The sequence below is a fragment of the Marivita sp. NO-S04 genome (genome assembly GCF_059070475.1).
Window position 1 is genome coordinate 1 of the sequence record NZ_JBKAEE010000004.1, and the last position, 11,960, is coordinate 11,960.

The 11,960-nt window shown below is 63.8% G+C and carries 11 protein-coding genes and 1 other annotated feature; of the genes, 4 read left to right on the forward strand and 7 right to left on the reverse strand.

Going from position 1 to position 11,960, the window contains the following annotated elements; genetic code table 11:
* Window positions 1–59 precede the first annotated feature (59 nt).
* Window positions 60–770 carry a hypothetical protein gene (locus ACK3EW_RS23845; RefSeq protein ID WP_493809948.1) on the forward strand — a complete coding sequence of 237 codons (711 nt, stop codon included), beginning with the start codon at window positions 60–62 and terminating at the stop codon, window positions 768–770.
* Window positions 771–819: 49 nt separating this feature from the next.
* On the opposite strand, the gene ACK3EW_RS23850 is transcribed toward ACK3EW_RS23845, so the two are convergent.
* Window positions 820–1,551 (reverse strand): glycosyltransferase family 25 protein, encoded by a 732-nt coding sequence (locus tag ACK3EW_RS23850; protein ID WP_439119536.1) that lies wholly within the window; start codon window positions 1,549–1,551, stop codon window positions 820–822.
* 222 nt (window positions 1,552–1,773) lie between these two features.
* Between ACK3EW_RS23850 and ACK3EW_RS23855 the strand changes: the two genes are divergently transcribed.
* On the forward strand, window positions 1,774–2,670 hold the full coding sequence (locus ACK3EW_RS23855) for a glycosyltransferase (RefSeq protein ID WP_493809916.1): 897 nt from the start codon (window positions 1,774–1,776) through the stop codon (window positions 2,668–2,670).
* Here ACK3EW_RS23855 and ACK3EW_RS23860 read toward each other — a convergent pair.
* Together ACK3EW_RS23860 and ACK3EW_RS23865 are read right to left on the reverse strand one after the other, a co-directional pair.
* Entirely contained in the window at window positions 2,615–3,313 is a 699-nt protein-coding gene (locus tag ACK3EW_RS23860; RefSeq protein WP_493809917.1) for an ABC transporter ATP-binding protein, read from the reverse strand. The genes ACK3EW_RS23855 and ACK3EW_RS23860 overlap by 56 nt on opposite strands.
* Window positions 3,310–4,530, reverse strand: a complete 1,221-nt coding sequence (locus tag ACK3EW_RS23865; protein WP_493809918.1) for a KpsE/RkpR family capsule polysaccharide export protein — start codon at window positions 4,528–4,530, stop codon at window positions 3,310–3,312. Before ACK3EW_RS23865 ends, ACK3EW_RS23860 begins: the two co-directional genes overlap by 4 nt.
* A gap of 95 nt (window positions 4,531–4,625) precedes the next feature.
* Between ACK3EW_RS23865 and ACK3EW_RS23870 the strand changes: the two genes are divergently transcribed.
* The gene (locus ACK3EW_RS23870; RefSeq protein WP_493809950.1) at window positions 4,626–5,357 is read left to right on the forward strand and encodes an ABC transporter permease; all 732 of its coding nucleotides are present in this window, start codon (window positions 4,626–4,628) and stop codon (window positions 5,355–5,357) included.
* Window positions 5,358–5,437: 80 nt separating this feature from the next.
* Here the strand turns inward: ACK3EW_RS23870 and ACK3EW_RS23875 are convergent, their stop codons facing one another.
* The gene (locus tag ACK3EW_RS23875) at window positions 5,438–7,231 is read right to left on the reverse strand and encodes a glycosyltransferase (RefSeq protein ID WP_493809919.1); all 1,794 of its coding nucleotides are present in this window, start codon (window positions 7,229–7,231) and stop codon (window positions 5,438–5,440) included.
* A 16-nt stretch (window positions 7,232–7,247) separates the two neighbouring features.
* Between ACK3EW_RS23875 and ACK3EW_RS23880 the strand changes: the two genes are divergently transcribed.
* A protein-coding gene (locus ACK3EW_RS23880; RefSeq protein ID WP_493808251.1) for an IS3 family transposase occupies window positions 7,248–8,482 on the forward strand; the annotation gives its coding sequence in 2 pieces (ribosomal slippage) (window positions 7,248–7,548 and window positions 7,548–8,482; 1,236 coding nt in all).
* Window positions 7,535–7,651: a sequence feature (AL1L pseudoknot), on the forward strand. (Overlaps the previous gene by 117 nt.)
* On the opposite strand, the gene ACK3EW_RS23885 is transcribed toward ACK3EW_RS23880, so the two are convergent.
* From ACK3EW_RS23885 to ACK3EW_RS23895, 3 genes are all read right to left on the reverse strand, one after another.
* Window positions 8,483–9,130 carry a hypothetical protein gene (locus ACK3EW_RS23885; RefSeq protein WP_493809920.1) on the reverse strand — a complete coding sequence of 216 codons (648 nt, stop codon included), beginning with the start codon at window positions 9,128–9,130 and terminating at the stop codon, window positions 8,483–8,485.
* A 194-nt stretch (window positions 9,131–9,324) separates the two neighbouring features.
* Complete coding sequence (locus ACK3EW_RS23890; protein ID WP_493809921.1) at window positions 9,325–10,350, reverse strand: ParB/RepB/Spo0J family partition protein; 1,026 nt, start codon at window positions 10,348–10,350, stop codon at window positions 9,325–9,327.
* A gap of 146 nt (window positions 10,351–10,496) precedes the next feature.
* Window positions 10,497–11,882, reverse strand: coding sequence for an AAA family ATPase (locus tag ACK3EW_RS23895; protein WP_439119511.1), 1,386 nt, complete (start codon window positions 11,880–11,882; stop codon window positions 10,497–10,499).
* Window positions 11,883–11,960: the final 78 nt, after the last annotated feature.

The following is an 11,960-nucleotide window of genomic DNA, read 5'->3' on the forward strand; positions in this document are numbered from 1 at the left end:
AGACCGGGCATCACCTGTCGGATCTCGCCCTGCCGATCCGTGATCCGGCGCTCTGGGCCGTGATCCTCTGCCTGCCACCCGGGCTGGGCCTCCCGATGGGGCTTCAGGCGCTGGGGCAGCGCACCCCACCCGAGGCGCAGGCACAGCTCACCGATCTGGCCTGTCGCCGCGGCACCGGGTCCGCGCTGACCACCTGGCTCGACGGGCGCGGCGATGCACTGCTCGACCGGGCCGACATGACCGCAATTCAGGACATGCTGCACCCCCCAGAGGCGGGCACATTGCGCCCCCTGCCTCCGCTCACCTCCGAGACCGACCTGATCCGCGTCGCCCGCGAGCCCGATCAGGTCGCACTGCATCTTGATGGGTTTCATGCGCCCGAAGATACGGGCATCTGGACCGCCCGACCGCAGGCCAGCATCCGCGCCCTGTCAGACCCCGATCATCCGGTGACGCGGCTTGCGGGCACAGCCGCCCTGCTTGAGGCGGCACTGGCGCATGAGACACTGACGCTCACAATCACCGCAATCGAAGAACGTACCGGACGCCGCGCCACATGGTCCGACACCCGCACCCGCGGCAGCGATCCCGCACTCGATTGGGATCTGCCCCTGCCACAGTTCAGCGGCCCGTTGCGCATCGACCTCAGCCTGCCCACCTGCCACAGCCCACGCGATCTGGGCGCCTCTGCCGATCCGCGGCCCTTGGGGCTGCTGCTGCACAGTCTGCGAATGGAAAGCGCCCCACCCCGACTTGCCGCCGCTGAATAGGATGCAATCTGCGGGCGGCGCGCTTGCACATACCCCGCGCCCGTTCCGGTTACGCCAGCTTGCGCGCCAGCCGCTTGGTCACCCAGCGCCGCCAATAGGATTTATAAAGCAGACGTCGCAGGCTCTTGCGCTGACGATGCCCATGCTTGCGCCGTCCGGCCTCGAGGCTGGAATTGCCTGCTGTACGTCCGCGCTGGGTGACCACGCGCGGATCACAAGCATAGCTGTCGAATTGCAGGATCGCATCGGGCCAATCCGAGGGCTGCACAACGGGACCATTGCGGAACGCCAGATGCGCCGCCACTTCGCGCGACACCATGTAACCGGTGGCCAGAAAAGGCGGCAGCGCCACCCGGTAGGCGCGCACCCCACCGGGCAGAATCAGCCGGTCGCGCACCTTCACATAGGTGTTCTTGTGATCAAACAGCAGCAACCCGCAGGGTGGATCGACCAGCGCGGGCCCCAGATCGAAGAACGGCAACGACGGATCGGCATCATCCTCCAGCACGATGGCCGAAGGTGCATCCCCGGCAGCGATCCGCTCATAGATCTTCCGGTGCGACAGGGCGCAGGCGAACTCTCCGTCCGTCATCGGCCGCCCCATACGCGCCTCGGCCCCGGTGCGGTCCACCCGGTGTTCATGCTCTTGGGGAAGGCGCGTGCGACCGTCGATGCCCCAGATCACCTCATAGGCCAACCCACGCGCCTCCAGTGCCTCGGCAAGCGCCGCAAAGCGCTGCGCCCCCTCGAGGCTCAGGATATAGATCGGAGGAAACTCCATCACTGGGGGACCCTTGTCATCGAAACTGGCATCTGGCGTCCCGGTCGGGGCCTGAGCCTGACCTTAATGCGGATGGGACATTGCCTCAAGCGATCCCGGTGGATCGCCGTCAGCCGCTCGCGGAGTGTGGGCAAAACCACGCCATCCTTCGTATCATGCCGACACCTGACCAAGGATCTACTTTAGGTTGTAAAACTCACTCAACCGCGCCATGATCCTAACATGGCCCCCCTGCCCCATATCACCGTGCTCATGGGCACCCGCAACGGCGGCGCGTTCCTGCGGTCGCAACTGGCCAGCCTTGCCGCGCAGGACCATCCCCACTGGTCGCTCTGGATCAGTGATGACGGATCAACCGACGGCACTCGCGCCCTGATCCGCGCCTTCGCGCAGGACCAGCCCAATCCGGTTATGCTCCTGCGCGGCCCGCAGCAGGGCATGACGGCGAATTATCTCGGCCTGCTCTGTCACCCAGACCTGCCCCCAGGCCCGGTTGCCTTTGCCGATCAGGACGACCTCTGGCTGCCACACCACCTGGCACGCGGCCTGACCGCATTGGCGCAAGACAGCACCAGCACACCCGCCGGACAGGTCTATTGCGCCCACAGGATGCTTCTGCGCGACGGACAGGCACCGCGCGTCATGCGCTGGCGGGGTCAGGCCCCGGCCACGTTTCGCAACGCACTGGTGGAATGTCGGATGCCCGGCAGCGGGCTGATGCTTGATGCGACCGCCGTGGCACTCGCCCGCAGCGTCGGCATGGTCGATGCCCCGTTCTGGGACTGGTGGCTGATCCTCCTACTGACCGGTGCAGGGACCGATGTTCTGCAAGACGCCCGCCCCGGCCTGTTCTATCGCGCCCATGCAGGCAATCACCTTGGGCCACGGGCGGGTCTGCGGGCTGCACTCTGGCGGATGAACAAGCTCAGAGACGGCACCTACCGAAACTGGGTATGCACGAATTTGGCGATGTTAGAGCCACATATGAACCATCTGACCCCCACCAATCAAAACATCCTGCGCCACGCCCTCTCCCTTGCCCCCGGCCCCCGCCTGCGCCAACTCAGCGCGTATCGCCACTGGCGCCGAGACCGACTGGCCCTGTGGCTGGCGGCATAACAGCCCCGCCCGCCTGATACACCGAAATCGCCTCGTCCAGATCGTCGAACATCCGCAAGCGCCCCTCCTCAAGCACAGCCCCCGCGCTACACAGCCCCCGCAACTGCGCAGGCGCATGGCTCACCACAATGGCCCCCGCCTGCCCCAGCCGCGCCTTGAGCAGCTCGGATGTTTCGCGGCGAAACGCGGCATCCCCCACCGCCGTGACCTCGTCCACCAGATACATGTCGAACGGAATGCCCATGGAGATCGCGAATCCCAGCCGCGCGCGCATACCACTGGAATAGCGCCGCACCGGCTGGCGCATCGCCTCCCCCAACCCGGACACCGCGCGCACGAACTCCAACACCGCCGGACTATCGACACCATAGACCCGCGCCACAAACCGCGTGTTCTGTGCGCCCGTCAGATCGGGATGAAACGCGCCCGCAAAGCCCACAGGCCAGGAAACGGTCCCATTCCGCACCACCCGGCCCGCATCGGGCCGCAGCGTCCCTGCAATCATCGCCAGCAGCGATGATTTTCCGGCACCATTCCGCCCCAAAAGCGCCGTCGCCTGCCCCGCCGGGAACGTGGCAGTGATCCCCTGCGCCACCAGCGGCCCAGATGGAAACCGCTTCCACAGGTCGTCGAGCACGATCATCCGCGCCGATCCAACGCGGCATAAACCGACAGCACAGCCAACCCCCAGAACAACAGCGCAAAACCTGCGATCCCGACCAGCCAGCGCACCCGACGCGGGTATTCTGCACTCTCGGGCAGGGTCGGTTGTTGCCATGCAGCAAGGTAGCGGCTCTGCCGCTGCGCCTCGGCCTGCGCCAGATCATAGGTGGTCCGCGCAGCCATATAGGCAGCTTCGGCAAAATCCCGATCCGCCATCAGCGCCTCGAACTGGCCCACCACACTGGCAAAGGCCTCTCCGTCGCCCTCAAACCCCAGCTTGGCCCGTTCCGCCGCAATCCGGTCCTCGATCACCGCCACACGGCGTGCGCCCTGCGCAAGCCGTGGGTCACCCGCACGGGTGGCGTCGCGCAACAGGTCCAGCGCGATCAGCGCTTCGGCCAACTGCCCCTGCAAATTGCCCAGCAGCCCCGCCCGCGCCTGCACATCCGCTGCCGGATCGACCAATTGATGCATGTTGCGAAACGCCGTCACCTGCGTGCGCGACAGCCGCAGCCGAGTTTCCGCCGCCTCCAATGTCATGGCCGCATCGCGGATCGCATCGTCCCGCGCCACATCGCTCAACTCGTTGATGAGCGCAGTCGCCCGTTGCACGATACCTTGGGTGATGGCCTGCGCATCCTCGGGCGCAAACGCCGTCACCCGGAGCGAGATCAGCCCGGCGCGGCTGTCATAAGCCACCTGCACGCGGTGGCGCCAATAGCGGTGCAACGCCTCGGGCGATCCGTCTTTGGAAAAGGCAAAAACAGGGTCTGTTTCACCGCGAAACAGGTCTGTGCCCGGTTTGGCCCAAAGGTTGGCAAGATCCAGATCCGCCGCCAGCTCAGCCACCAGACGGCGCGACGACAGAAATTCGTAAAGAATATCCGTATCGCGCGAACTCACCCCTGACAGACCCGCCAGACCGCCCAGCATCTCGACCGCCGCACCGGTCTCTTCCCGGCGCACCGCGAAGCCAGCCTCGGAGGCGTATTGATCCGCCGCCCGCGCCCAAAGATACCACGCGGCAAGACACACTGGCAGCAGCACACAAACCGCAAAGGACAGCGTCACCGCCACATGCCGCCCCGCACGGCGAGACTGGGCAAAGGGCCAGTGCGGGATCACCTGCGCCGCAGGCAGCGTGACTCCATGAAACGGGACAGCCGGATTACTTTTGATTGCATTTAGCTGAGTCATGCCGTATCATTTCTCCTTATGCGGGAATTTCGCAGCGGAACACGTCGATGACACCAACCGCCCGTCCTACCCTGTGGCGGGCAATTGGTGCCTTGATGCTGCGGGAAATGACCACCACTCACGGCCGCGTGCCCGGAGGTTACCTCTGGGCCGTGGCCGAACCCTTGGCGGGCATCGCGCTTTTGTCGGTGATCTTTGCCATTGGCTTTCACGCCCCTGCCCTCGGCACCAGCTTTCCACTGTTCTACGCCACGGGGTTGCTCCCCTTTCTCGCGTTTTCGGACATCACCGGCAAACTGGCCCAAGCGTTGAACTTCTCGCGCCCACTGTTTGCCTATCCGGCGGTAGGTGTGTTCGACGCGATCCTTGCGCGGTTTGTCCTTGCGGTGCTGACCCAGCTTGCCATGGCCAGCCTGCTCTTGGGGGGCATCCTGTTTCTCAGCGAAACACGCGCCACCCCGGATCTGGCGGTTCTGGCGCAAGCCGCCGGGCTGCTTGCTACGCTGAGCCTTGGACTGGGCATGATGAACTGCCTTCTGATCGGGTTGATGCCGCTCTGGCAACGGGTCTGGTCCATCGCAATGCGCCCGATGTTCCTGATCTCGGGCGTGTTCTTTACCTATCAGGCGGTTCCCCTGCCCTGGCGCGAGATCCTGTGGTGGAACCCGCTGATCCATGTGACAGGCCTTGTGCGGCGCGGTCTGTATCCCGGCTATGACGCGGCCTATGCCAGCCCGATCTATGTAATGGCGCTGGCGTTGGGTGTTGCGCTGCTGGCAGGGGTCGGGCTGATGCGCTGGCATCGGGACATCCTCAGTGACCTCTGAGAGATAGGTCCGAAACGGACCCAATGTTTCGCGCGCGAAACAATAGGACCGATCCGGACCTATTTCAGGACCCACAAGACTCATGCCCGCATCTTTCGAAACGACCAGTGCCGCGACGGTAGAACGGCTGTTTCGCCCACCTGATCCGGCCACCCCGGCACCGCACGCAAGCCGCGCAGCAGCGCGTCTAGATCCGGCGTGGCACTGTTTCGCAACGAAACCACATGGCCATTCCCGGCACGGCGCAGCGCGTCACCTTGCCCGCCCAAATCAAAGCCGATGCACGGCAAACCGGTCGCCAGTGATTCCTGCGTCACATAGGAAAACGTCTCTGGCCACAGCGACGGGATCAGCCATGCCCCAATCCCATGCCGCGCCACCAGATGCGGCAGGTCCTCCAATTGGTAACCACCCAGCACCTTCACCGCGCGCGGCAACGGGCAGTCCGGGGCAACCTCTCCCAGAACCACAAGCCTCGCCTCCTGAGTCTGGGCAAAGATGGCCGCCAAAGCACGCACCACCGCAGCCCCTTTCTGCACATTGAGATCCCCCGGCACCGCGAGAACCATTTGTCCCAAGGGTGCAGGTGACAGGCGCGGCACAGGCCCAAGCGGACCATGTGGCGACAGACGGATCTTGTGAGCAAGATCGGGATGCTCTCCAGCGACAATCCTGGATGAGGCGTCTGAAAACACAGTCAGCTGTTCCGCGCGATCCAGCGCGGGCCGCCAAAGCGCCTGCCATTCGGGATAGGTTTCGCTGCGAAACGTGTAATCACGGCTCAGCGGGAAATAATCGTGGAACATCATCTCGAGGCGATGCCCACCCGCGCAGAGGTCGAGCAGGCGAAACGGGATCTCTTCTGGCATGGGGTCGCCCACGGCGCAGACATAGATCACGTGACGCGGACCAGAGTGGCGCAACAGAGTCTGTATCACCGCAAACCGCGCCGTTGCGCCACGCGTGACCCCAGCCTGAGTGTGCAGTTCCATCTGCCACCGCAGCGACCCACCGACGCGCAGCACCAAGGCGACCTCGTGGGTTGCAAGACGCTGGCCCAGCCAGCGCGAGGTGCCGCCACCAAGACTGTGCGCCACGTAGACGGGTAGGGGCACCCCATCCAATCGCACCTTGGCCCAAAGCAGCCCGGCGCGCAGGCGGTCTGCGACAAGCGGATCCGAAGCCTTCGCCTGAGCCACCTCGGCATCGAACCGAGGCCAACGGCGGGACAGGACAGGGGCGCTACGGGCTCGCAATGTGCGTCTCTGTTCCACGCCGAAACTGGCAGCACCGACATGGCCAACGAATATCCCCGGCTGGCAGACGTGACGCCCACCACGCGCACGGGTCCGCTGGCACCAATCCACCTCTTCGCCATAGCCACGGCCAAAGCCTTCGTCGAAGCGCGGTACCTTGGCCAGCCAATGGGGGGACAGCGCCATGCAGAACCCCGACCCGGTGGGCAAAGAGGGCAGGGCAGAGCAACGTGCAAACGGCGCGAGAGCGGCATCAACCATATCAGCCTCGGTGTTTCGCAACGAAACACCGGCACAGGGGTGCGGGACACCCATCAGTTCACCCTCGTTCGAGAGCGGCGTGACGCTGGCGATGGCTGCATCGGTCAAGAGCGGCGCCACAAGGCGCGAGGCCCAGCCCTGCGGCAGAGTGACATCAGAGTTGAGCAGCACCACAGGACGGTCGATGGCGCCAAGCACCACAAGCCCGGCATTGACGGCGCCGGCGAAGCCCCGAGGGCTGTCATGGCAAATCAGAGAGGCCTCGGGGTGCGTTGTCACCCATGCCTGCAGCAGCGGGCGCAGAGACGCATCCGTCGAGCCGTTGAACCGCCCCGGGTTTACCGGAGAGTAAAACACTCAAAGGATGAGCCCTATGACAAAGCAGAGATTCACCCCCGCCTATCCGGCCGAGCTTCGCGAACGCGGTGTTCGGATGTTTCGAGAGAACCGTACCGATTATTCCAGCGATACGGCCGCCTATAAGGCCATCGCGCCGAAGCTTGGCTGTTCGCCGGACAGTCTGCGGGTCTGGTGTCAGCAGGCCGAACGCGATGCCGGGCAGCGGGCCGGTCTGACAAGTGCCGAGAAGGATCGGATCAAGGAACTTGAGCGTGAGGTCCGTGAACTGCGCCAGGCCAACGAGATCCTGAAGAAGGCCAGCGCATATTTCGCAGCGGCGGAGCTCGACCGCCCATTCCGCAAATGATCGCGTTCATTGATGATCACCGTTGTGTCCATGGTGTCGGGCCGATCTGCCGGGTTCTGGGGATCGCACCATCGACTTATTACGCCTTCAAGGCCGTGGAGCGTGATCCGGATCTGGCATCGGACCGGGCCAGGCAGGATCAGCTGGACATGGCTGCGATCAAGCAGGCCTTCGAGGGCAGCCGGGGCCGATATGGCGCGCGCAAGGTCTGGCACCAGCTACGCCGCAGTGGCCATGATATCGCCCGCTGCACGGTGGAGAGGTTGATGCAGGTCATGGGATTACAAGGCGTTGTGCGGGGCAAGAAGGTGATCACCACCAACCCCGATACGGCACAACCTTGCCCGCACGATAAGGTAAACCGAGCCTTCGTGGCGGACATGCCAAACCAGCTTTGGGTCAGCGACTTCACCTATGTTTCCAGCTGGCAAGGAATGGTCTACGTGGCTTTCATCATCGACGTCTTCGCCCGCAAGATCGTTGGCTGGCGGGTCTCGACCTCGATGACGACTGGTTTCGTCTTGGATGCCCTGAACCAGGCCATCTGCCAGAGGGCGCCGTCTGAGGCTGACAAATTGATCCATCACAGTGATCGTGGCAGCCAATACCTGTCGATCCGATACACCGAGCGGCTCGCAGAGGCCGGCATCGATACCTCGGTCGGAAGCGTCGGCGATTCCTATGATAATGCCCTCGCCGAAAGCATCATCGGCCTGTTCAAGACCGAGGTCATCAAGTTCCTCGGCCCCTGGAAGTCGGTCGGTCAGGTCGAATGGGAAACTCTGAAATGGGTCGACTGGTATAACAACACCCGCCTTCACAGCGCCGTCGGTTACATCACGCCACAAGAAGCAGAGGAGGCATTCTACGCAAGCTTGAACGCTGACGAAAAAGCAGCCTAACTATTGAACCAGAAACTCTCCGGTAAACCCGGGGCGGTTCACGTCTTCGATGATCACAAGGCTCCACGGCAGATCGGTCATGGTCGCGATGCGATCAAGGCAACGGGCGACATGCGGGGCAGCGTTGTGGACCGGCAAGACGATCGCGATGCCTGTCGTCAAAGGGTGGAGCGGTGCATCGGGAGGGGCGAGATGCAGAACGGGGGCTGGCGCATCCTCGCCCAGCCCAAGCCGCGCCTTCGCCCGGGACCGGACATGCGGATCGCGCGCATAGGGCAGAAGCGGCAGAACCATGATCATCCGCCGAAGCAGGCCGGGCCAAAGCGAAAGATGGGCGCAACAAAGACGCACACGCGACAGGGCAGGGAAGGTAACCGGCACGGACGCCGGGTTTCGCAGCGAAACCCGCACCGATGCCCCTGACAGATAGGGCAGAGAAGGCGCATGACCCGACATCTGCGCGCCGCCATGCTCCAGCAGAACGGCGTCTGCGTCGCTCAAAATGCGCCCGTTCCTGTCGACACAGACGCGCCCCCGCCGCAGGATGACCGGACCGAAAGACCCCTGCGCTGCCGCCCCGCCGGAGAACGAGAGGCACAGATGACGATGGGCATAGCGGCGATAGAGCTGCGCCAGACGCAGGAACATCGGCAGTCCTTTCCGGACGATCGGATCATCGCCCAGACTTGACCGAAGATGGTTAACGCCTGCTTAACCAAGGAGGAAGTGCGTTGATCCCACGCCAGGCCATACCAAAGATGTGGCCGCGGTCGGCACCCTGTGGATTTAGGTCCGAAACGGACCCATTGTTTCGCGTGCGAAACATTAGGACCGAACCGGACCTATTTTGGAACGTAAGCCGATGCGTTGCTGAGCAACCGCTTCAGATCCGGTTCAAGCTTGTCCGGCCAAGCCGCGCCCAAGATCGAGAGTGTGCCATCGCGGTGACGACGCAGAGTAAACGCGCCGATGGTTTCGTCGCGAAACGCCGGCTCCGGGTTGGCCGATGTTGTCTCTGTTTTGGCTTTTAGAGACTGGTTTTGCGCTGCCAGAGCCTTGGTCAGAAGCGCAGTTTCGGTCTCGGGGTTGTCGATCTCGGCAGCAGCCAGCCGCGCGGTCAGACGGTCGGCAAAACCGGGATCATCATTCAGCGCCTGTGACAGGCTTAGCCCGAGCCGTTCGCTCAATGCCTGAGGGAAATGCAACGCACCGTCCAGCGCGCGGACCACCGGAAGGAAGCTGCCGATCTTGGAGCGCTTGGCGCGGGAGGCGGAGTGGAAGAGCATCTGCAGCGCGGTGCGTTCCGTGCCGTACACCCCCTCATCCACGGCTTTGACGACGATGCGGGCGCGTTCGAAATAGCTCAGGTCGACGCGGATCTCGTTTTCCTCGACCATGGCGAGATAGGCATCCGACGCCTCTTCGGGGCGGCGCAGGAGGGCCAGAACGGTGGGATCGTATCTGCCGTCTTCCTCGGCGATCTCGGCCAATGCCCGGCAACGCCGCCAGCCGGAAATCAGCCCATAACGCCCATCCCCCAGCTGCATCACTTCGACCGGCGTCTGCTGGCCACGGCGGCGCAGCGAGGTCTTGAGCGTCTGCATCTCGGTCTCGTCCACCACCAGACGGTCGCGCACGAGGTGGTCGACAACGATCTGATCCAGCGGCAGGTCCACCACCATGCGCCCCTCTTCGCGCGCGCGTGCAAGGCTGTCGGACAGTTCGTTCAGCGCGGCGGTGCTGGACGCATCCCGCGCTACATCTGCGATGGGCGCAGCGCGCGGGGTTGCGAACATCGACTTGGTCTCGAGCGGGGGCGTGTCGAGATAGGTGGGGTTTGGCGGTGTCAGGCGTTTACGCTTGGCCATGGAAGCCTCCTGTCTTTTGCGGCCGGGAGGTTTGGCGCGTTTGGTTAAACTTTGGTGTCCGTGGCGTGCGGTGGATTGGGGCGCTGCCCCAAACCCCGGAGTTTACGGGCAAGATGAAGGGGGCGTGTTGCGCTGCGAACATCGGCTCACTCCGCCGCCTGCTGGGCCAGTTGCACGTCGCGGTGCCAGCTTCCGATGAGAAGCTGTTTGAAGGCGGCATAGGTCGCGTCAAAGGTTTCGCGGCCGCGCACATAGGTCTCGCGGTTGAAATCGCGGTAATCGGCCTCGTAGATGCCCTGCACTTGCTCGCCGGCTTGTCCGATCAGAGCCGTGAAGCCCTGCCGGTGGGGCGAGAGGGTGGGGCCAAGATAGGCCTGCATAAGGGCGGCCAGTTCGGCCTGCTGGGCGCTGTCATAACGGGTGACCACGGCGCGCACTGCATCCCATTGGAAGGCCAGACCATCGCGGCCCAAGGCGCGCGCGGCCATGTTCTCGGCGTCCTCGATGGAGCCGAACGTGGAGTGCAGCATGTCGAAGAAGCGGCCGGTGCTGTCAAACTCGAGGAAGGATGCACCGAGGGGCACCAGCAGGATGTCGGCAGCCGCCAGCCCGTTGATGGTGAGGTAGCCAAGGGCGGGGGGCGTGTCGAGGAAGATCACATCGTATTGGTCGAGGATGCCATCCTCCGACAGCGAGTCGGTGAGCGCATCCCAGAGCTTCCAGCCGCGCGAGGCCATGCGCCAGACAGGGATCTGGAACTCGGCCCAGTAGAGGTTCAGCTGCGCGCCGATCAGGTCGATATTGGGCCAGTGGGTTTTCTGCACGAGTGTTTCGCTGCGCGACTTGAGCGCCTCGGACAGCGTGTCGTCAAGCGGCGTGGGGGCCTCACCCCGGTCCATGCGGCGCTGGTTCTCGCCTTGCAGGTGGCGCGCATAGTGGCGGGCGAGCAGCGGGAAGACGGTGGACCATTCGTCCTGCACCTTGCCGCCGAAGATTGAGGTCATGGAGCCTTGGCTGTCCAGATCGATAACCAGAACCTTGTAGCCATCAAGGGCCGCGGACATCGCGAGATGCGCTGCTGTCGAGGTCTTGCCTACGCCGCCTTTGAAGTTGGCAACAGCGACCAGCTTGGCGGGCTGCCCCTTGGGGCGGTAGGGGAGGTATTCCTTGGTCTTGGACCCCTCAGAGGCGAAATGGGCGCGCAGGCGCAGCACCTCGTCGAAGGTGAACCATTTGGCGCCGCTGGTGGTCTCGGATCGGCCCTGCGGCAGGTCGGGGTTCTGTTTCAGCACGCGGCGGAAATGCCCGGTGGCGACAGGGATCAGGTAGCGGGTGATTTCCCAGGTGGAGAACAGGCGCAATTGCCGTGCGCCGTTTTCCTCAAGACCACGGCTGGCCAGATCGGCACGACCGGCTTCGCAGGCGCGGGCGATGTTGCCGAAATCCGCCGTTGTGGTGGGCGCGCCAAGCGCATCGAGCGCGGTGTCGGGATTGATGTTAAAGTAGGGGGGAAGAGGGTTGTCTTGTGTCATGTGCTGCCCGGTTTTGCCTGAAAATTACGCCTCTATGTGCGCTCTTTTCACCAGGCTACCATAAAAATGCGTACATGG

What these genes read in the sequence shown, in the direction of transcription:
- ACK3EW_RS23870 (WP_493809950.1), top strand. Translation starts at nt 4,626, where the DNA reads ATGCTGCGGGAAATGACCACCACTCACGGCCGCGTGCCCGGAGGTTAC.
- ACK3EW_RS23885 (WP_493809920.1), bottom strand. Translation starts at nt 9,130, where the DNA reads ATGTTCCTGCGTCTGGCGCAGCTCTATCGCCGCTATGCCCATCGTCAT.
- ACK3EW_RS23860 (WP_493809917.1), bottom strand. Translation starts at nt 3,313, where the DNA reads ATGATCGTGCTCGACGACCTGTGGAAGCGGTTTCCATCTGGGCCGCTG.
- ACK3EW_RS23855 (WP_493809916.1), top strand. Translation starts at nt 1,774, where the DNA reads ATGGCCCCCCTGCCCCATATCACCGTGCTCATGGGCACCCGCAACGGC.
- ACK3EW_RS23865 (WP_493809918.1), bottom strand. Translation starts at nt 4,530, where the DNA reads ATGACTCAGCTAAATGCAATCAAAAGTAATCCGGCTGTCCCGTTTCAT.
- ACK3EW_RS23850 (WP_439119536.1), bottom strand. Translation starts at nt 1,551, where the DNA reads ATGGAGTTTCCTCCGATCTATATCCTGAGCCTCGAGGGGGCGCAGCGC.
- ACK3EW_RS23890 (WP_493809921.1), bottom strand. Translation starts at nt 10,350, where the DNA reads ATGGCCAAGCGTAAACGCCTGACACCGCCAAACCCCACCTATCTCGAC.
- ACK3EW_RS23895 (WP_439119511.1), bottom strand. Translation starts at nt 11,882, where the DNA reads ATGACACAAGACAACCCTCTTCCCCCCTACTTTAACATCAATCCCGAC.